Annotated in this window: 15 protein-coding genes; 10 read left to right on the top strand and 5 right to left on the bottom strand. The window is 60.4% G+C overall.

Annotation, left to right across the window (positions count from 1 at the left end; translation table 11 throughout):
• Positions 1 to 823: 823 nt before the first annotated feature.
• The 6 genes from HNQ83_RS29570 to HNQ83_RS29545 all read left to right on the top strand — a co-directional run bounded on the left by HNQ83_RS29570 (position 824) and on the right by HNQ83_RS29545 (position 10652).
• The gene (locus tag HNQ83_RS29570) at positions 824 to 1306 is read left to right on the top strand and encodes a sigma-70 family RNA polymerase sigma factor (protein WP_175392379.1); all 483 of its coding nucleotides are present in this window, start codon (positions 824 to 826) and stop codon (positions 1304 to 1306) included.
• Between the two features lie 148 nt (positions 1307 to 1454).
• Positions 1455 to 2789, top strand: a complete 1335-nt coding sequence (locus HNQ83_RS29565) for a lysine N(6)-hydroxylase/L-ornithine N(5)-oxygenase family protein (RefSeq protein ID WP_175392378.1) — start codon at positions 1455 to 1457, stop codon at positions 2787 to 2789.
• Between the two features lie 523 nt (positions 2790 to 3312).
• Positions 3313 to 6030, top strand: a complete 2718-nt coding sequence (gene mgtA / locus HNQ83_RS29560; RefSeq protein WP_175392377.1) for a magnesium-translocating P-type ATPase — start codon at positions 3313 to 3315, stop codon at positions 6028 to 6030.
• Between the two features lie 256 nt (positions 6031 to 6286).
• Positions 6287 to 6700 (top strand): response regulator, encoded by a 414-nt coding sequence (locus tag HNQ83_RS29555; RefSeq protein ID WP_175392376.1) that lies wholly within the window; start codon positions 6287 to 6289, stop codon positions 6698 to 6700.
• Positions 6701 to 6794: 94 nt separating this feature from the next.
• Positions 6795 to 7421, top strand: a complete 627-nt coding sequence (locus HNQ83_RS29550; protein WP_175392375.1) for a response regulator transcription factor — start codon at positions 6795 to 6797, stop codon at positions 7419 to 7421.
• A complete protein-coding gene (locus HNQ83_RS29545) occupies positions 7422 to 10652 on the top strand; it encodes a transporter substrate-binding domain-containing protein (RefSeq protein ID WP_175392374.1) in 3231 nt (1076 codons plus the stop codon).
• Between the two features lie 3 nt (positions 10653 to 10655).
• On the opposite strand, the gene dkgB is transcribed toward HNQ83_RS29545, so the two are convergent.
• From dkgB to HNQ83_RS29530, 3 genes are all read right to left on the bottom strand, one after another.
• Positions 10656 to 11459 (bottom strand): 2,5-didehydrogluconate reductase DkgB, encoded by an 804-nt coding sequence (gene dkgB / locus HNQ83_RS29540; RefSeq protein WP_175392373.1) that lies wholly within the window; start codon positions 11457 to 11459, stop codon positions 10656 to 10658.
• Positions 11460 to 11693: 234 nt separating this feature from the next.
• Positions 11694 to 12233 (bottom strand): PaaI family thioesterase, encoded by a 540-nt coding sequence (locus tag HNQ83_RS29535; protein WP_175392372.1) that lies wholly within the window; start codon positions 12231 to 12233, stop codon positions 11694 to 11696.
• Positions 12234 to 12331: 98 nt separating this feature from the next.
• A complete protein-coding gene (locus HNQ83_RS29530; RefSeq protein WP_175392371.1) occupies positions 12332 to 13240 on the bottom strand; it encodes a LysR substrate-binding domain-containing protein in 909 nt (302 codons plus the stop codon).
• Between the two features lie 104 nt (positions 13241 to 13344).
• Here HNQ83_RS29530 and HNQ83_RS29525 point away from each other — a divergent pair, with 104 nt between their 5' ends.
• The 3 genes from HNQ83_RS29525 to HNQ83_RS29515 all read left to right on the top strand — a co-directional run bounded on the left by HNQ83_RS29525 (position 13345) and on the right by HNQ83_RS29515 (position 16611).
• On the top strand, positions 13345 to 14211 hold the full coding sequence (locus HNQ83_RS29525; RefSeq protein WP_175392370.1) for a pirin family protein: 867 nt from the start codon (positions 13345 to 13347) through the stop codon (positions 14209 to 14211).
• A 127-nt stretch (positions 14212 to 14338) separates the two neighbouring features.
• Complete coding sequence (gene ycaC / locus HNQ83_RS29520) at positions 14339 to 14959, top strand: isochorismate family cysteine hydrolase YcaC (RefSeq protein WP_175392369.1); 621 nt, start codon at positions 14339 to 14341, stop codon at positions 14957 to 14959.
• A 206-nt stretch (positions 14960 to 15165) separates the two neighbouring features.
• Complete coding sequence (locus HNQ83_RS29515) at positions 15166 to 16611, top strand: mechanosensitive ion channel domain-containing protein (RefSeq protein WP_175392368.1); 1446 nt, start codon at positions 15166 to 15168, stop codon at positions 16609 to 16611.
• 204 nt (positions 16612 to 16815) lie between these two features.
• On the opposite strand, the gene HNQ83_RS29510 is transcribed toward HNQ83_RS29515, so the two are convergent.
• On the bottom strand, positions 16816 to 17775 hold the full coding sequence (locus tag HNQ83_RS29510; RefSeq protein ID WP_175392367.1) for a FecR domain-containing protein: 960 nt from the start codon (positions 17773 to 17775) through the stop codon (positions 16816 to 16818).
• A gap of 16 nt (positions 17776 to 17791) precedes the next feature.
• Complete coding sequence (locus HNQ83_RS29505) at positions 17792 to 18298, bottom strand: sigma-70 family RNA polymerase sigma factor (protein WP_175392366.1); 507 nt, start codon at positions 18296 to 18298, stop codon at positions 17792 to 17794.
• A 212-nt stretch (positions 18299 to 18510) separates the two neighbouring features.
• Here HNQ83_RS29505 and HNQ83_RS29500 point away from each other — a divergent pair, with 212 nt between their 5' ends.
• Positions 18511 to 18951 (top strand): carboxymuconolactone decarboxylase family protein, encoded by a 441-nt coding sequence (locus tag HNQ83_RS29500; RefSeq protein ID WP_175392365.1) that lies wholly within the window; start codon positions 18511 to 18513, stop codon positions 18949 to 18951.
• Positions 18952 to 19020 lie beyond the last annotated feature (69 nt).

Here is a 19020-nt window from a genome sequence, read left to right as displayed (position 1 = left end):
GGGCGGGCAGATCAAAAGCAGCCGAGGCGAGCTGACACTCGACCTGTTTGGTGGGGGTACGCCGTGCCCTGTGGGAGCTGGCTTGCCAGCGATGGCGGCCTGACAGCCGACCCGATTTCACGGCTGTACTCGATCCCTTGTGGGAGCGAGCCTGCTCGCGAAGGCGGCCTTACAGCCGACCAATTTCTTCCAGATTTACCTCAATCCCCTGTAGGAGCGAGCCTGCTCGCGATGGTCGTCAACGATAACGCTGGCGGCCTGACACCCCACAGCGTTCTGTCGTCCATCGCGAGCAGGCTCGCTCCTACAGGAATCCCCGATCAGCTTTGGCTTTGGCTTTTGATCTTGCTCTTGATTTTGATCTGCCCCGTCGGAAGGCCGAGTGGAGGTGTTCATCCGGGGAATGGCGCGCAGCGCCGTGCGGCGAAGCCGCACACATTGCAGGGAGGTGCAGCGAAGCAAACCGTAGGGCAATGCCCCCGGATGAATACCGGAGCGAGGGAACCCTGAGCCTAAGCGAAGGGCCGTACGTCAGGGGATAGAGCGTTTGGTTACTTTGCGCTTTTCAAAGTAACCCGCCGTAAGGGCGGAACCCTAAGCGGCCGTTACCGCAGCAACGGATATGTACCCAGTCAACAAATCAAAGGTCGGCTACCAGGCCGCCTGGGTGACTATTTGTCGGGCAAGACAAAGCAACACTTTAAATCTATATGAGAATTACTATAAATTACGCACCTCAAATTGCCACTATCGTGCCACTGCCTGTTTGGGTGACTGATCAGGTGGCTCAAGGACAGGAACCGCACCCGTGCGGACGGGAGTCATGTTGGAAAACTACTATCGAGAGCTGGTGTGTTTTTTGAACGCCAAGCTCGGCAACCGCCAGGTGGCCGAAGATGTGGTGCATGACGCTTATCTGCGAGTCCTGGAACGCTCCAGCGACACGCCGATCGAGCAGCCCCGGGCATTCCTTTATCGCACGGCACTGAACCTGGTGATCGATGACCATCGGCGCAATGCCCTGCGTCAGGTCGAGTCACTGGAGGTGCTCGACACTGAAGAGCGCTATTTCAGTCCATCCCCCCTCAGCAGCCTCGACCATGGCCAGCGCCTGGACATGCTCCAGCGCGCATTGGCGGAGCTGCCCCGGCTGTGCCGCGAAAGCTTCCTGCTGCGCAAGCTCGATGGCTTGTCGCACCCGGAGATCGCCGAACGCCTGGGCATTTCCAAGGCACTGGTCGAGAAACACATCGTCAATGCGATGAAGCACTGCCGGGTGCGGATGCGCCAATGGGATGCGCACTGATCCCTTCCGGCTTGTGAAAAGTTCGTTAAATTTTATTTCACTGTCCTCGTTCCTACTCAACAGACGACTTGCTGTCCTGCTCAAGGCCGGTCAGGTCACTTAGGTTTACGCTCCCGCTGCTCCGGGACTCATCCAGAGGACACTGGAAATGACACAGGCAATTGCATCGCCCAACGTTCACGACCTGATCGGCGTCGGTTTCGGCCCTTCGAACCTGGCATTGGCCATCGCCCTGCAAGAGCGCGGGCCGACCCAGGGCGAGCTGGATGTACTGTTCCTCGACAAGCAGGCCAACTACAGCTGGCACGGCAATACCCTGTCGACCCAGAGTGAGTTGCAGATTTCCTTCCTCAAGGACCTGGTGACCCTGCGCAATCCGACCAGCCCTTACTCGTTCGTCAATTACCTCAAGGCCCACGGGCGTCTGGTCGACTTCATCAACCTGGGCACCTTCTATCCGTGCCGCATGGAGTACAACGACTACCTGCGCTGGGTCGCCGGGCAATTCGAAAAGCAGAGCCGCTACGGTGAAGAAGTGCTGACCATCGAGCCGGTGCTGCACAACCATCAGGTCGAAGCGCTGCGGGTGATTTCCCGCGATGCCATGGGTCACCAACATGTGCGTACCGCCCGTTCGGTGGTGGTCAGCGCCGGCGGCACGCCGCGAATTCCCGAAGCGTTCAAGGCGTTGAAGGATGACGGTCGCGTGTTCCACCATTCGCAATACCTGGCGCAAATGGCCAAGCAGCCTTGCGTGAACAACCAACCGATGAGCATCGCGATCATCGGCGGCGGGCAGAGTGCGGCGGAAGCCTTCATCGACCTGAACGACAGCTTCCCGTCGGTGCAGGTGGACATGATTCTGCGCGGTTCGGCGCTGAAGCCGGCGGACGACAGCCCCTTCGTCAACGAAGTGTTTTCGCCGGAGTTCACCGACCTGGTGTTCAACCAGGAAAGCAGCGAGCGCGAGCGCCTGGTCAACGAGTACCACAACACCAACTACTCGGTGGTGGACATCGACCTGATCGAGCGCATCTACGGCATTTTTTACCGTCAGAAAGTCTCGGGCGTTGCCCGTCATACGTTCCGCACCCTGACGACGATCGAAAAAGCCACGGCAACCGAGCGCGGCATCGAACTGGCAGTGCGCAATAACGCCACCGGCGAAGTCACGGTGCGTCACTACGACGCCGTGGTACTGGCCACCGGTTACGAGCGCCAGATGCACCGCAAACTGCTGGCACCGCTGGAACAATACCTGGGCGATTTCGAGGTCGACCGCAATTACAAGCTGATCACCGACGAGCGCTGCAAGGCCGGTATCTACATGCAGGGCTTCTGTCAGGCCAGCCATGGTTTGAGCGACACCTTGCTGTCGATCCTGCCGATTCGGGCGGACGAGATTGCCGGGTCGCTGTATGACCATGGCAAACACCGCGGGCATCGTTCGATGGCGGATTTGTTGTTGGCCACTGCCAGCTGAGATTTTCGGCGGCTGTGAGGCCTTCTTCGCGAGCAGGCTCGCTCCCACAATGGATCTCCGTAGCACACAAATTCTGTGTTCACTGAAGATCCCCTGTGGGAGCGAGCCTGCTCGCGAAGGGGCCATCGAATGCGCCACAAAGATTCAATCCTGAACCCTTCCTGAAGAACCCCGCAATTCCCCCCTCACACCCCGTTTCTGCGTTTACTCTGCAAATACCGGGGCGTAAGCTTCGCGCGTTTTCATCAATAGCGGAGACCCACAGTGGGTACTTGTTCGAGTGACAGTCGTCGGCCGGTTGCGATAACCAGCACATCCTCGGCCAGATAACGCGCAGTCTTTTTTGTGCCGTTGTCTCGCCGTAAAAGCGAGCAGCGGCATCCCGATCACGGCCATTCCCGGCCGGTGTCCCGACGTCCTCTCATCGACGCTGAACCGTGCGTGATGTTCGACTTGTTGTCGTCATCGCGGCGCACCGACACGCCTGCTCGACGGTTTCCCGGCTGATCCTGGGGGAACTGCCATGAACCTGACCCTGCTCAAGGAATTCTTCGCCGGATTCCTGCGCACCCGCCACATTGCCCGGCACTTCCGTCGCCTGGCGCTGCTGGAAAACTTCACCGACACCACGGTCAGCCGCGAGGTGCCGCCGACCCTGGCGCAAACCCTGGTCAGCGCCGCCGGCAGCGACACCGGCCCGTTGCTCGATACCTTGGGCAGCCATACCGACGGTTTGAGCGAACACGAAGCCGAAGCACGGCGCGGTCAATTCGGTCTCAACGAGGTCGAGCACGAACAGCCGCTACCCTGGTGGACGCACCTGTGGCACTGCTACAAGAACCCGTTCAACCTGCTGCTGACCTTGCTGGCGGTCATCTCCTGGCTGACCGAAGACCTGAAAGCCGCCATCGTGATTTTTTCCATGGTGGTGCTCTCGACCTTGCTGCGCTTCTGGCAGGAAACCAAATCCAACCAGGCCGCCGATGCGCTCAAGGCCATGGTGAGTAACACCGCCACGGTGCTGCGTCGGGATCTGGACAGCCACAATGCCCAGCGTGTCGAACTGCCTATCAAAAACCTGGTGCCGGGGGATCTGATCGTGCTCTCGGCCGGCGACATGATTCCCGCCGATTGCCGGGTACTGAGTGCCAAGGACCTGTTCGTCAGCCAGGCGGCCATGACCGGCGAATCGATGCCGGTGGAAAAATTCCCGCGCCGGCAGGACAGCGACTCCCTCAATCCTCTGGACCTGGACAACATTCTGTTCATGGGTACCAACGTGGTGTCCGGCACGGCCATGGCGCTGATCCTCACCACCGGCAACAGCACCTATTTCGGTGCGCTGGCGCAACGGGTCAGCGCCACCGATAGGGCGCCGACCTCGTTCCAGACCGGGGTCAACAACGTCAGCTGGCTGTTGATTCGCTTCATGTTCGTCATGGCGCCGCTGGTGTTGTTCATCAACGGCTTCACCAAGGGCGACTGGATGCAAGCGCTGCTGTTCGCGCTGTCGATTGCCGTGGGCCTGACTCCGGAAATGCTGCCGATGATCGTCACCTCGACCCTGGCCAAGGGCGCGGTGTTCCTGTCGCGCAAGAAAGTCATCGTCAAACGCCTGGACGCGATCCAGAACTTCGGTGCCATGGACGTGTTGTGCACCGACAAGACCGGCACCCTGACCCAGGACAAGATCTTCCTGGCGCGCAACGTCGACGTGTGGGGCAACGATTCCGACGACGTGCTGGAAATGGCCTACCTCAACAGTTACTACCAGACCGGCCTGAAGAACCTGCTGGATGTGGCGGTGCTCGAACACGTGGAAATCCACCGCCAGTTGAAGGTCGGGACGGCGTTTCGCAAGGTCGATGAAATTCCGTTCGACTTCACCCGTCGGCGCATGTCAGTGGTGGTCGCCGAGCGTGATCAACCGCACCTGCTGATTTGCAAAGGGGCGGTGGAGGAAGTGCTGGCGGTGTGCACCCGGGTGCGGCACGGTGCGATTGACGAGGTGTTGAGCGTCGAGCTGCTGGCGCGAATCCGCCAGGTCACTGCCGCCTTCAACGCCGAAGGACTGCGGGTGGTGGCGGTGGCCGCGCGGCCGATGATCGACGGGCAAGACACTTACAGTCTGGCGGATGAACAGGCACTGACCCTGATCGGCTACGTCGCATTCCTCGACCCGCCCAAGGACAGTACGGCACCGGCGCTCAAGGCCCTGGCCGATCATGGCGTGGCGGTGAAAGTGCTCACCGGCGACAACGAACTGGTCACCGCCAAGATCTGTCGCGAAGTCGGGCTTGAACAACAAGGCCTGCTGCTGGGCAACGACGTCGAACGCATGAGCGACGCCGAACTGGCGGTAGCGGTGGAGCACACCAATGTCTTCGCCAGACTGACGCCCTCGCACAAGGAGCGCATCGTGCGCCTGCTCAAGGGCAACGGCCATGTGGTGGGGTTCATGGGTGACGGTATCAATGATGCCCCGGCCCTGCGGACCGCCGACATCGGGATTTCGGTGGACAGCGCCGTGGACATTGCCAAGGAAGCGGCGGACATCATCCTCCTGGAAAAAAGCCTGATGGTGCTGGAGGAGGGCGTGCTGGAGGGGCGGCGCACCTTTGCCAACATGCTCAAGTACATCAAGATGACCGCCAGTTCCAACTTCGGCAACGTGTTCTCGGTGCTGGTGGCCAGCGCGTTCATTCCATTCCTGCCGATGCTGCCGATGCACCTGCTGGTGCAGAACCTGCTCTATGACATTTCCCAGATCGTGATCCCGTTCGACAACGTCGACGCCGATCTGCTGAAAAAGCCGCAACGCTGGCAGCCGGCGGATGTCGGTCGGTTCATGCTGTTTTTCGGGCCGATCAGTTCGATCTTCGACATCACCACCTTCGCCATGATGTGGTACGTCTTCGATGCAAATACCCCGGATCATCAAACCCTGTTCCAGTCCGGCTGGTTCGTGGTCGGCCTGCTGACCCAGACACTGATCGTGCACATGATCCGCACACCGAAGGTGCCGTTCCTGCAAAGTCGCGCGGCGCTGCCATTGATGGTGATGACCGGGGTCATTATGGCCGTGGGGATTTTCCTGCCGATGGGGCCGCTGGCGCACTACTTCAAGTTGCAGGCGTTGCCATCGCTGTACTTCGTGTTCCTGCCGGTGATCCTGCTGGCGTACATGGGCCTGACCCAGGCGGTGAAGGGGTTCTATATCCGGCGGTTTGGCTGGCAATAAGGACTGAGGGTGACCACACCCCATGTTGGCACTGCCGATCAAAGTGGGAGCGGGCTTGCTCGCGAACGCGGTGTGTCAGTCTACATCTCTGCTGAATGTGCCGCCGTCTTCGCGAGCAAGCCCGCTCCCACAGGGAGATTTGCAGGATTGCGTGTAGTCAATGGGGGTTGGTATTTAGGAAAAGTCCTACATAAAGCTCTGTGGGTCTTCCGTAGCCTTGCGCCCTCATTAATCTGGCACGCTTGCGGGGGCCTCGTTGTCGAACAAGTCATTACGCATCCTGATTGCTGACGTGCAGCACTTTAACCGGCTGCGAATTGAACGTTGTTTCAATCAGCTTGGTTATTACCGGGTCGCGCCCGTGCAAAGTCTCGAGGAACTGCTGACGCTGGTGGAGTACGCCAGCGAGCCTTTCGACGTGCTCGTCATCAATTGCGCACTGGCGGGGGACACGCTGGATCTGCTGGATTTCTGCCTCGATAACCGACAGTTGCTACGCGTGTTGATCTACGACGGCCAGCAGGCCCGGTTGCCCCCCATCCCGGCGAGTGAGCAGCAAAAGGTCCAGGTGAGCCATGCCTTGATACCGGATCTGGCATCGATCCAGGGTCTGATGACGCTCGTCGATCCGCAGCAACCGTTCGTCGGTACTGTCATTTCTGTCAGGTAGTCCGGTGCGGTTATCCATGCCAGAGTCGATGCGCAGCCACTGCGTCTACCTCGGGCTTTGCCCCATCGTCGTGTTTTTTGCCCAGGGAGTTGCCATGGAGTCAGTGCTGATTGTCGACGATCATCCAGTGGTTCGCGGCGCCGTCAAAATCGTACTCAGGCAGCAGGGATTCAAGCGTATCTACGAAACCGACAGCGGCAACGAAGTCATGCGGATGATCCGCGAGCTCAAGCCAAACCTGGTGGTGCTGGATTTGAACTTGCCGTCCCTCGATGGGCTGGAAGTACTGGGACGGATCCAGGCTGCCGAGGTGGGGTGTCGGGTCGTGATTTTCACGTCTCAGGAACCGGAATTCTTTCAGGATCGATGCATGCGCGCCGGCGCCGCCGCCTATGTCGACAAGACCAAAAGCCTGGAGCATTTGCAAAAAGCCGTGCACGCCGTGAGCGGCGGATACACCTATTTTTCCCAACTCCCCACGAGCTCGGTGTCCAAGACGCCATTTCAACTCAGTGAAAAGCATATGATCGATCAGCTTTCGGACCGCGAACTGACGATCCTCCAGCAATTGGCCCGAGGCAGGAGCAACAAGGCCATCGCAGACAACCTGCATTTGAGCCACAAGACCGTCAGCACCTACAAAACCCGCTTGATCGAAAAACTCAACGTGGACTCCCTGGTGCATCTGCGTGATCTTGCTCTGCGACATAAATTGATCTGAATGAACGCCCTCCGACGCCCGAGCACTCTTAAAAGCCTGTTATTGCTGGGGACTTGCCTATGGGCAATGACTGTCGGTGCGCAGCCGCAAACACTGACGCTGCTGGGCCGCTCCAGCGTGGAGGGTTATTCCGCCAGGCTGTCTGAAGCCGATGCCCGCTGGTTGAAGCAAAAAGGCCGACTGGTGCTGGCCGTTTCCGTGCCCTATCCACCCTTTGAAATCACCCCCACCGGTCGTGCGCTTGAAGGCGTAACGGCGGACTATGCCGGTCTGCTCGAACAGTTGCTGCGGGTGGAGGTCGAGGTGCAGCGTCATGCATCGCGAGATGAGGCAATCCAGGCGCTCAAGCAAGGGACGGCGGATCTGCTGGGAACCGCTAACAGTTATGAGGCAGAGGATTCGCAGCTACAGATGTCCAGCGCCTATGCCGTCGATCAACCGGTGCTGGTGAGGCGCGTCGCGTCGCCTGACTTGCCTGCCCCAACCCTGGCGGGCAAGCGCCTGGCGATGCTGGACCACTACCTGCCTGAACAACGCGTGCGTCAATTCTATTCCGAGGCCGATATTCAGCTTTACCCCTCGACCCTCGCAGCGGTGGGGGCGGTGGCTTTCGGTCAGGCGGATGTCTTCCTGGGGGATACGCTTACTGCCGACTATCTGATCAGCAAAAACTATCTCAATAACGTCCTGGTGACCGATTTTTCGCGCATGGAACCGGGTCACTTCGCCTTTGCCATGACCCACGACAACCGCCGACTGTTGCGTATCGTCAACCAGGCATTGGCGGTGATACCGGGCAATGAACAGATGAACATTCTGCGACGTTGGGGGGCGAGCGGGCTGTCGATGCCGGGCACGCAATCACTGCAATTGAGCGCGGCCGAGCAACGCTGGCTCGACCGGCACCCGCGTGTGAACGTAGCGATCAACGAAAATATCCCGCCGATCACCTTCATCGACAGCGAAGGCAAGTACCGTGGTATCGGTATCGATGTGTTGGCGCAAATCAGTCTGCGCACCGGGTTGCAATTCGATATCCGGCCCATGCACTCGGTTACGCAAATGATCAACGGCATCAAGAACGGCGAGGTCGATGTACTGGCCGGAATCGGTCTCAGCGCTCAACGCGAAGAAGACTTGCTGTTCACCCGGCCATTCCTGACCAGTCCTTCTGTGCTGGTGACCCGAGTGGCGCCGAACAGCCCCAGGATCCTCGATGAGATGGCCGGAAAAACCCTGGCGCTGACCTACGGCAACATTGCCGGCGAGTTCGTCCGACAACACTTCCCGCTGATTCGCTCGGTGGACGCACCCTTGTCGGCGGATGCCATGGAAATGGTCGCCCAGGGCAAGGCCGATGGCAGTATCAATTCATTGATCAGCGCCCGTTACCTGATTTCCCGGCAATACCGCGATCGTCTGCAAGTGACCAGCACGGTGGGTACCGATCCTGCCCGCAGTACCCTGGCGACCAGCCGCGAGGCGACCGAATTGCATTCGATCCTGGACAAGGCGCTGCTGAGTATCCCGCCTGAAGAAATCGAAGAACTGACGGTGCCCTGGCGCAACGACTTGATGGTGGAACAGAGTTACTGGCTGCGTCATCGACAGACCATTTTTCAGGCGTTCGCCGCAGGCGGCATATTGCTCTTGTTGGCCTTGGTCGGGATCGCCTGGCAGCGTCGACAGATTCGCCAGCGCCAGCAATGGCTCAAGCAATTGCAGGATGCCAAGGACGCCGCCGACGATGCCAACCGGGCCAAGACGACGTTCCTGGCCACCATGAGTCATGAGATCCGCACGCCTATGAATGCCTTGATCGGCATGCTCGAACTGGCGCTGAAGCGCGCCGATGAGGGCGTGACCGACCGCGCGGCCATCGAAGTGGCGTCCAATGCCGGGCAACAGTTGCTGGCATTGATCGGCGACATACTGGACATCGCCCGTATCGAGTCCGGGCACCTGTCGCTGGCACCGGAGAGGGCCAATCTGCAGGCGCTGGTGCTTTCGGTGTGCCGGGTCTTCGAAGGCCTGGCACGGCAGAAAAACCTGCAATGGCGGGTCGAACTGGACGCGCACAGCGACCGCGATGTGCTGATCGACCCCACGCGTTTCAAGCAGGTGCTGTCCAATCTGCTGAGCAATGCCATCAAGTTCACCCATCAGGGCGAGGTCAGCCTCACCTTGCAGGTGATGCCCGCGCCACCGGACCGTCTCGCGGTCAATCTGCGCATCGAGGACAGCGGCGTCGGCATCAGCGCCTTTGACCAGCAACGCCTGTTCAGCCCATTCGTGCAGGCCGGGAACAGTGAGCAATCGGGTCGGCAGGGTTCCGGTCTGGGGTTGGTGATCAGCCGTACGTTGTGCGAAAGGATGGGGGGCAGCTTGCAGCTCGACAGCGCGCTAGGGCGCGGCACCCGCGTGGACATCCGCCTTGAACCGGTCGCCTTGCAACCCTTGCCCGTCGTTGAAGTGCCGCTGGACGAATCGCCGGTGAAGACGCGACCCCTGACGATTCTGGTGGTCGACGACTACCCGGCCAATCGGTTGTTGCTTTCGCGGCAATTGAGCTATCTGGGGCATCAGGTTGAGGTGGCGGAGGATGGCCAGCAAGGTTTCGAACAATGGCGTGAACGTGCCTTCGATCTGGTCATCACCGACTGCAACATGCCGGTGGTCAGCGGCTATGAACTGGCGGGTGCGATTCGCGATGAGGAGCGGTTCCAGGTGGGGCAACCGACACTGATTCTGGGCTTCACCGCCAACGCGCAGCCTGAGGAGAAAATTCGCTGCATTGAAGCAGGCATGGACGATTGCCTGTTCAAACCGATTCGATTGACCGACCTGAGCGCCTGGTTGGCCACGAGATTTTCCAGCGAATCGGCAGGTGCGGTCGAAGCGGCCTCTCACATCGACCTGAGCGGGCTGCGACAATACACCGGCGCCGACAACGAGCTGATCGCTGAGCTGCTGCAGGATTTGGTTGAGGCCAACCGTGATGATCGCGAACGCCTGCTGCAGGAACATGCCATTGGCAATGACCACGGCTTGCAGGAGCTGGCGCACCGGATCAAGGGCGGGGCGCTGATGGTCCAGGCACACAAGTTGGTCGAGTGTTGCGAACAACTGGAGCGTGCATGCGGCAAGGGCGATGCGTCACTGATCGACGCAGCGGTCGATCAGTTGCATCAGGCCATGGCGCGTCTGGAGCAGAGTCTTCAGCAGGGCTGACGATTAGTCCCAGTGAGGTGCGATGCCTTTCGGGCTGGTCAGGCGATGGCCGCGATCCAGGCCGGCGATCAGGGCCATGTCGGCGTCGCTCAGCTGCAAGGTGCGGGCCTTGAGGTTGCTGGCAAGGTTGGCGCCTTGGGTGGAGGAGGGGATCACGGCATAACCCGATTGCATGGCCCAGGCCAGGGTGACTTGAGCTGGCGTCGCTTGCAGGCGGTCGGCGATCTGCGCGATGACCGGGTCCTTGAGCACTTCGCCGTAGGCCAGGGTCATGTACGAGGTAATCTGGATGCCTTGGCTGTGTGCGAACTCGACGACCTTGCGGTTTTGCAGGTACGGATGCAGTTCGATCTGGTTGGTGGCGATGTGTTCGGCACCAACCGCGGCGATGGCTTGTTTCATCAGGTCGACGGTGAAGTTGGACACGCCGATCTGCCGGGTCAAGCCCAGGCGCTTGGCTTCAAGCAGGGCGGCCATGAACTCTTCGACCGGCACCTGATCTTCCGGCGAGGGCCAGTGGATCAAGGTCAGGTCCAGGTAGTCGGTCCGCAGTTTTTCCAGGCTCTCCTTGAGGCTTTCGATCAGGCGATCCCGGGCGAAGTTGGCGACCCAGATCTTGCTGGTGATGAACAGTTCTTCACGGGCGATGCCGCTGGCGGCGATGGCTTGGCCGACGTCGGCTTCGTTCTCGTAGATTTGCGCGGTGTCGATGGCCCGGTAGCCCAGTTCCAGGCCGGTGCTGACCGAATCGATGACCACCTGGCCTTGCAAGCGAAAGGTACCCAGACCGAATGCGGGGATAGACATGAATGACTCCAGAGGTTGCAGTGGGAATGGGCGCGAGTATCCGCGTCTGCATCCGTGGGAAAAACCGCTGGGGCGGCAAAGCAATGTTTACCGCAGGTCAAGAATCATCGGCAGTCTGGAATACTGACGGTGTCTGGTCTGGCGTCTTCGCGAGCAGGCTCGCTCCCACAATTGAAATAGGTGGCCCCTGTGGGAGCGAGCCTGCTCGCGAAGGCCGCGACTCGTTTTAAAGCCTTACCCTCGCGCCTCAAGAATCATGCAGGTCGTCGTTCCGGTCGCATACAAACGCCCATCCACATCATAAATCCGCCCCTCGGCCAGCGCCGTCGAGCGTCCCAGATGCACAATCTTGCCCTCGGCCCGCACCGGTCCGCTGGCGTTGTTCAAGGCCCGGACATAACTGATGCGCAAGTCCAGCGTGGTGTAGCCCTGACCCTTTTTCAGTTGCGTGTGAATCGCGCAACCCATGCACGAGTCCAACAGTGTCGCGGCATAACCGCCATGGACGCTGCCCAGCGGGTTGTAATGCCGCGCATCTGGCGTGCCCTGAAAGACGAACAGCCCGGCGGACCATTCGATGGGGATGAAATCCATCAGCGTGCCGATGGGCGGCGAGGGCAGTTCACCGTTGCCGATGCCGTCGAAAAACTCGGTGGGCGACAGGGCGCTGACCTCGGCCAGGGACAAACTGCCGGGCCCGGCCAGGCGGTCGCGCATGGCTTGTTCCTGGGCGATCCATTGGGCGAGCGTGGCGTCGCGGTTCGGGCTTTGCATATTCAAGTCCTCGGAACGAATATTATGACTGTAATCAAGCCTAATATTACGTCCGAAATAAAACCACCGCCACTCCGCCGATCAGCTTGCCGCTGCTTCTAGGCAATATCGCTGTGACTGAACTCTTCCCCGAGAAAGTCGATCAAGGTCCGAACCGATGGCAGCAACCCGCGGCGCGACGGGAAAATCGCATGGATGATCCCGCACTTCGGCGCCCAGCCCGGCACCAGTTCCACCAGACGCCCGGCGGCCAGATCCTCGCGCACCACCACGCTGGGCAGGTGGGCGATACCGACGCCGGCGATGGCCGCGTGGCGCAGGGCCAACAGGTCATCGGTGACCATCCTTGGCGCATGACGAATCACGGCACTGGCGCCGTCGGCACCCAATAATTCCCACCGGTACTCACGTTGCGCCGAGCCCCAGTGCAGGCTGGGCAAACCGCTGAGGTCAGCCGGCGAGGGCGGTGACGAGAGGCGTTTGGTGAATACCGGATGGCCCACCACGCTCTGGGTACTGTTGCCCAGCACCTTCATCACCATGTCGGTGTTTTCCAGCGGTGGAAAACGCACCCGCAAGGCAATGTCGAAGCCTTCGTGGATCAGATCGACCCGGCGGTTGGTGCTCTCGATGAACAACTCCACCAATGGGTACTTGAGCATGTAGCGGGTCAGCATCGGCCCGACCCAGGTGTTGAGCAGCGCCGTCGGACAACTGATCCGCACCAGGCCCTGGGGCTCGGCGCGGTTGCGTTCGATCAGTTCGGCGGCGCTTTCCGCCTCCACCCGCATGGCCAGGCAACGCTGGTAATAGGCCTGACCGATTTCGGTCAGCGAGCAATGGCGGCTGGTGCGATTGAGCAGGCGCACGCCCAGGCGGTCTTCAAGCTCGGCGATGCGTCGGCTGAGCTTGGACTTGGGCATGTCCAGCGCGCGCCCGGCCGCGGCGAAACCGTGATGCTCCACCACTTGGGTGAAGTAGTAGAGGGTGTTGAGGTCTTCCACCATCGTTCTCCAAATAGAACGCTAAGGCTGATTTTTGCAGTCTAGTGCAACAAAGGGTGCGGTTTTAAGCTTTGTCCATGGCTTCACCCACCTCTTCAGGAGACACCATGAAAAACATCATCGGTATCTACACCAGCCCACGGTCCCATTGGGTCGGCGACGGCTTCCCGGTTCGCACGCTGTTTTCCTACGACAACCTGGGTAAACACATCAGCCCGTTCCTGCTGCTCGATCACGCCGGTCCCGCCGAGTTCACGCCGACCACCGAACGGCGTGGTGTAGGTCAGCATCCGCACCGGGGCTTCGAAACCGTGACGATCGTTTACGAAGGCGAATTGGAACACCGCGACTCCACCGGTAGCGGCGGCAAGATCGGCCCCGGCGACGTGCAATGGATGACGGCCGCCTCGGGCATTCTCCACGAAGAGTTCCACTCCGAAGGCTTCGCCAGAACCGGCGGCACCCTGGAGATGGTGCAGTTGTGGGTCAACCTGCCCGCCAAAGACAAAATGGCCGATGCCGGTTACCAGACGATTCTCGATGGCGACATTCCGAGCATCGCGCTCAAGGACAACGCCGGCAGCCTGCGCTTGATCGCCGGTGAGTTCGACGGCCACAAGGGGCCGGCGCGCACCTTCACCCCGGTCGATGTCTGGGACATCCGTCTGAAAGCCGACAAGTTGCTCACCCTGGATCTGCATGAAGGACGCAACACCGCGCTGGTGGTCCTGCGCGGTACGGTCCAGGTCAATGGCCTGGAGCCAGTGCGCCAGGGACAGTTGGCGCTGTTCGACCGCCAGGGCGATCGGTTGACCCTTGAAGCCAGCGCGGACGCGGTGGTGCTGCTGCTCAGCGGCGAGCCGATTGACGAACCGATCGTTGGTCACGGCCCGTTCGTAATGAACACCGAGCAGGAAATCCACCAGGCCTTCGCCGACTTCCAGTCCGGCCGCTTCGGCCAGATGCACGGTTGATCAGATTGTTGTAGCGCTGTGGCGTGCCAGGTTTGGCTGACTACGCTTGTCTGGCCGCGCTTTGACGAAAACCAGGGTTCAATCACGCCGGCCCGGCCGGCATCGATAACACGCGAGGACTACTGCAATGACCACTGCTTACAAACGTCTCGACAAGGATAACGCCGCCGTTCTGTTGGTGGATCATCAGGCGGGGTTGCTGTCGCTGGTGCGCGACATCGACCCGGATCGCTTCAAGAACAATGTGCTGGCCCTGGCCGATCTGGCCAAGTACTTCAAATTGCCGACCATCCTCACCACCAGCTTCGAAACCGGCCCCAACGGTCCGCTGGTGCCCGAACTCAAGGCGCTGTTTCCGGATGCGCCGTACATCGCCCGCCCCGGGCAGATCAATGCCTGGGACAACGAAGATTTCGTCAAGGCCATCAAGGCCACCGGCAAGAAGCAACTGATCATCGCCGGCGTGGTGACCGAAGTGTGCGTGGCGTTCCCGGCACTCTCGGCACTGGAGGAGGGCTTCGAGGTGTTCGTGGTGACCGATGCGTCCGGCACCTTTAACGAATTGACCCGGGATTCGGCCTGGAACCGCATGTCCCAGGCGGGGGCGCAGTTGATGACCTGGTTCGGCCTGGCCTGTGAACTGCACCGCGACTGGCGCAACGACATCGAAGGCCTGGGCACGCTGTTCTCCAACCACATCCCGGACTACCGCAACCTGATGACCAGCTACAGCACGCTGACCAAATAACCCGACAACACACACACCTGTAGGAGCGAGCCTGCTCGCGATAGCGGTAGAACAGACACCTTTGCAGTGACTGATCGATCGCCATCGCGAGCAGGCTCGCTCCCACATTTATTTGTGGTGTGAGCGGATTCCAGCCAAATCAATTGCTCCTACACTGTGCCCAATGTATGCGATCTTTGCTCATTGTCCTGTGTTGGAGCTGCTTGATGCTGTCGTTGCTCGCTGAACACCCGTTGATTTGCGCCCTGGTCCTGATCCTGATCGATCTGGTGTTGTGGCGTTTGATCGGCATGAACCACCACAACTGGAAGCTGCTCGTACGGCTGGTGATTTTCTCGCTGTTCAGCCTGCTGCTGTTCAACGAAGGCATGAACCCGCTGGAGCCGGCGCCCTGGGTGGAAAACGTGCCGCTGCACCTGGCGGCCACGGGGTTGCAGATCGGCTGGTGGCTGTTCGCCGCGCGTACCCTGACGGTGCTGATCGGTGCGGTGATGATGCAACACGTGGGTCATGCCGGGCGATTGTTGCAGGACCTGCTCGGCGCGGTGATTTTCCTGGTCGCGGTCATCGCCGCCCTGGCCTACGTGCTCAACCTGCCGGTCAAGGGCGTGCTGGCCACGTCCGGTGCCTTGGCGATCATCGTCGGTCTGGCCTTGCAAAGCACCCTCAGCGACGTGTTTTCCGGCATCGTCCTGAACACCACCAAACCCTATCAACTGGATGACTGGATTGCCATCGACGGCACCGAAGGCCGGGTCATCGACATCGATTGGCGCGCCACGCGGCTGCAGACCTCCCAGGGCAGCATGATCGTGATTCCCAACTCGCTGGCGGCCAAGGCCAAGATCACCAATTTCAGTCGACCCAGTGACATGTTCGGTGTGTCGATCAGTTTGCAGGTCAGTCCCCATGTCCGTCCGCAAACCGTGATCGATGCCCTTGAACGGGCGATGCAGGGTTGCCGGGTTCTGCTGAGTCAGCCGGGCCCCAAAGTCGCGCTCAAAGGCTCCAACCCCAATGGCGTGGAATACGAAATCAGCGGGTTTGTCGCCGCCATGAGCGAAAAACGCACGGTGCGCAATCAACTCTACGATCTGGCGTATCGGCACTTGCGGGCCTCCGGGGTGAATTTGCTGTCGAGCGTGGAACCCACGCCAACCGCTGATCTCTCGCGGCAACGCGCGTTGATCGACAGCTCGCCGATTTTCTCGACCTTGCGTCAAGAGGAGAAGGAAACCTTCAGCCAGAACATGATCCTGCAGAGCTTCCGCGCCGGGGAAACGATCCTGGACGCGGGGGAGGTCAGCAGTAGCTTGTTCATCGTCGAATCCGGCGTTGTCACGGTGTCGCTGAACATCAACGGTACGCCCATGGAGACCGGGCGCATGGGGCCGGGTGAGGTGATCGGCGAGGCGGGTATTTTGTCGGATAGCTCGCTGCCCGCGCAGTTCGCCGCGAAAACCAATTGCACGCTTTACCGCATCGAAAAGGGCTACCTCAGGCCCTGCCTGGCGGCTCGTCATGACATCAACGATGCGATGAAAACCTTGCTGGATTTCCGCCTGCACAAAGTGAAGGAATTAACGCAGGAAGTGCCGGTGGTGGTGCAGAAGAAAGGGTTTTTCCAGTGGTTGCTCAAGCGGACCGGTTGAGTCTTGCAGTGGATGGCCGCTGCGCGGTTCCCGAGCAGGCTCGGTCCCACAGGGGATTTGTGAACGACGCCAATCAATTGTGGGAGCGAGCCTGCTCGCGAAGGCGGCATCAGCCACACCAAATCGTTACGCAATGATCAAAAAACCACCATCGCCGAAACCATCAACGTCCGCGGCGTCCCTTGGGTCTCAACGACTGACGCGTCAGACCCTCGGTTCGACCGACAGCCAGTAGCGGGTCAGGCGACTGATATTCAGCGGCAAGGTATCGCTGAGCAAGCGCAGGCTGGCGTCGGTGTCGCGCAGGGAAAACGCCCCCGATACCCGCAGTGCCGCAACATCCGGATGGCAGCGCAGCACGCCGGGTCGGTAACGACTCAGTTCATCGAGCAGTTCGTCCATGCGCATGTTGTTGGCCAGCAGCATGCCCTTGTCCCAGGAGACGGCGGCGATGTCGAAGGGTTGCGGGGCGTCCAGGCGGTTCAGTTTGAAGCTCTGGCGCTCGCCGGCATTGAGGGTGCTGCTCTGTTGCAGCATTTGCGGCGTGACCACCACTTGCCCTTCCAGCACTGAAACCTGGCTGCGGGAGCCCTCGGTCCGCACGCAAAAACGGGTGCCCAGCGCGCGGGCGGTGCCTTGTGGTGTTTCGACAATGAAGGGGCGGGCGCCGAGGTCTTTCGCGGTGCTGATCAACAGCTCGCCGTTGAGCAACATGACTCGTCGCTCGGTCGCGTTGAAGGCGATGTTTACCGCGCTGTCGGTGTTGAGCAGCAACTGGCTGCCATCGGGCAGTTGCAGCTTCTTCTGCTCACCCACGGCCGTGCGCTGATCGGCGGTCCATTGCTCCCAGGGCAGATGTTGCGAAGCGATACCCAAGGGGCCGGCCATCATCAGCAGGCCGAGGCAGGTGAGGGCCTTCCGACGACTCAAGCCTTCTTTGCGCGACGCCCGTTGCAGGGTCTGCAGGGCGAGGTTGGCCGGCACGCCACGGAAATCCCCGAGCAGCGCTTCCGCCCGTTGCCAGGCCTGGGCATGCTCGATACTGCGGTTGCGCCATTGGGCGATGGCCTGATGATCGGCCGGGGTCGCCGTGCCAGAGTGCAACTGCACCAGCCAGTCGGCGGCTTCGCCCAGTATTTGCGGGTTGATCATCGATGAATTCATCAGGCGACACTCTTCATCAGGCAACGCTCAGGCAGGCAATGAACGCCGCGCGCATGTGGCGCTTGACGGTGATCAGCGAGACATTCAGGCGCGTGGCGATCTGGGCGTAGGTCAGGCCTTCGATCTGCGACAGCAAAAAGGTCTCGCGGGTCGCACCGGGCAATTCGCGCAACAGCGCTTCGATGCGCCACAGGGTTTCGAGGATCAGCAGACGGGTTTCCGGTGACGGCACTTCGGCGACCGGCAAGTGCGCGATGGTTTCCAGGTAGGCGCGCTCGATGTCCTGGCGCCGCCAGCGGTCGATCACCAGGCCCTTGGCGATGTGCGTCAGCAGCGCCCGCGGTTCACTGCCCAGAGGCTTGGCCACCTGGCGCGTCAGCAGGCGCAGGAAGGTATCGTGGGCCAGGTCGGCCGCATCACAGCGGTTACCCAGTTTGCGGTGCAGCCAACCTTGCAGCCAACCGTGATGTTCGCTGTAGAGGGCATGGACTTGCTGGTTCAAAGGTTGGTCGGCGGACGACATGGCGGGCAGATACTCGACTCGGGCATCCTGCGTGAGTGCAATTAAGAATTGATCGCATTCTAGTGGCCCCGACCGAGTGATGGCAATTGTCATTTCGCACTTTCTTCAAGCGCTTGCGTCAGTGGCCTCCTCGACTTCGCAAAGATTGGCTATTTGTACAAATGGCGGGCGGGACTAACGTATCTGCACACCCACTTGCCCTGGAGCATGCCATGCAACCCCGTATCGATTTCTACACCGCTAGCCCTGATGCCCTCAAAGCCATGATTGCCCTGGAAACCGCCGTTTCCAAGTTGCCGCTGGAAAAGAGCCTGATCGAACTGGTCAAGCTGCGTGCTTCGCAAATCAACGGCTGTGCCTTCTGCATCGACATGCACACCACCGACGCGATCAAGGGCGGTGAAACCACCCGTCGCCTGTTCGCCGTCACCGCCTGGCGCGAGGCGCCGTTCTTCACCGAGCGTGAACGCGCCGCGCTGCTGTGGACCGAATCCCTGACCCAGCTCAGCCTGACCCACGCTCCGGACGAAGACTACGAGTTCGTCAGCAAACAGTTCACGCCCAAGGAACTGGTCGACCTGACCGTTGCGATCAACACCATCAACAGCTGGAACCGCCTGGCCGTGGGCTTCCGCAAGACTCCGCAGGCCTGACCGTCCCCAATTAACTGTGGGAGCGAGCCTGCTCGCGAAAGCGGTGGGTCAGTCACATTGATGTTGAAT

Source organism: Pseudomonas sp. C2B4 (assembly GCF_013359695.1).
Classification (GTDB): domain Bacteria; phylum Pseudomonadota; class Gammaproteobacteria; order Pseudomonadales; family Pseudomonadaceae; genus Aquipseudomonas.
This window is presented reverse-complemented; position numbering and strand designations above follow the sequence as displayed.

Coding starts and splice junctions, on each gene's coding strand:
- HNQ83_RS29515 (WP_175392368.1), top strand. CDS start 15,166: ATGCTGTCGTTGCTCGCTGAACACCCGTTGATTTGCGCCCTGGTCCTG.
- HNQ83_RS29570 (WP_175392379.1), top strand. CDS start 824: ATGTTGGAAAACTACTATCGAGAGCTGGTGTGTTTTTTGAACGCCAAG.
- HNQ83_RS29545 (WP_175392374.1), top strand. CDS start 7,422: ATGAACGCCCTCCGACGCCCGAGCACTCTTAAAAGCCTGTTATTGCTG.
- HNQ83_RS29530 (WP_175392371.1), bottom strand. CDS start 13,240: ATGGTGGAAGACCTCAACACCCTCTACTACTTCACCCAAGTGGTGGAG.
- HNQ83_RS29565 (WP_175392378.1), top strand. CDS start 1,455: ATGACACAGGCAATTGCATCGCCCAACGTTCACGACCTGATCGGCGTC.
- HNQ83_RS29550 (WP_175392375.1), top strand. CDS start 6,795: ATGGAGTCAGTGCTGATTGTCGACGATCATCCAGTGGTTCGCGGCGCC.
- ycaC (WP_175392369.1), top strand. CDS start 14,339: ATGACCACTGCTTACAAACGTCTCGACAAGGATAACGCCGCCGTTCTG.
- dkgB (WP_175392373.1), bottom strand. CDS start 11,459: ATGTCTATCCCCGCATTCGGTCTGGGTACCTTTCGCTTGCAAGGCCAG.
- mgtA (WP_175392377.1), top strand. CDS start 3,313: ATGAACCTGACCCTGCTCAAGGAATTCTTCGCCGGATTCCTGCGCACC.
- HNQ83_RS29500 (WP_175392365.1), top strand. CDS start 18,511: ATGCAACCCCGTATCGATTTCTACACCGCTAGCCCTGATGCCCTCAAA.
- HNQ83_RS29525 (WP_175392370.1), top strand. CDS start 13,345: ATGAAAAACATCATCGGTATCTACACCAGCCCACGGTCCCATTGGGTC.
- HNQ83_RS29505 (WP_175392366.1), bottom strand. CDS start 18,298: ATGTCGTCCGCCGACCAACCTTTGAACCAGCAAGTCCATGCCCTCTAC.
- HNQ83_RS29510 (WP_175392367.1), bottom strand. CDS start 17,775: ATGAATTCATCGATGATCAACCCGCAAATACTGGGCGAAGCCGCCGAC.
- HNQ83_RS29535 (WP_175392372.1), bottom strand. CDS start 12,233: ATGCAAAGCCCGAACCGCGACGCCACGCTCGCCCAATGGATCGCCCAG.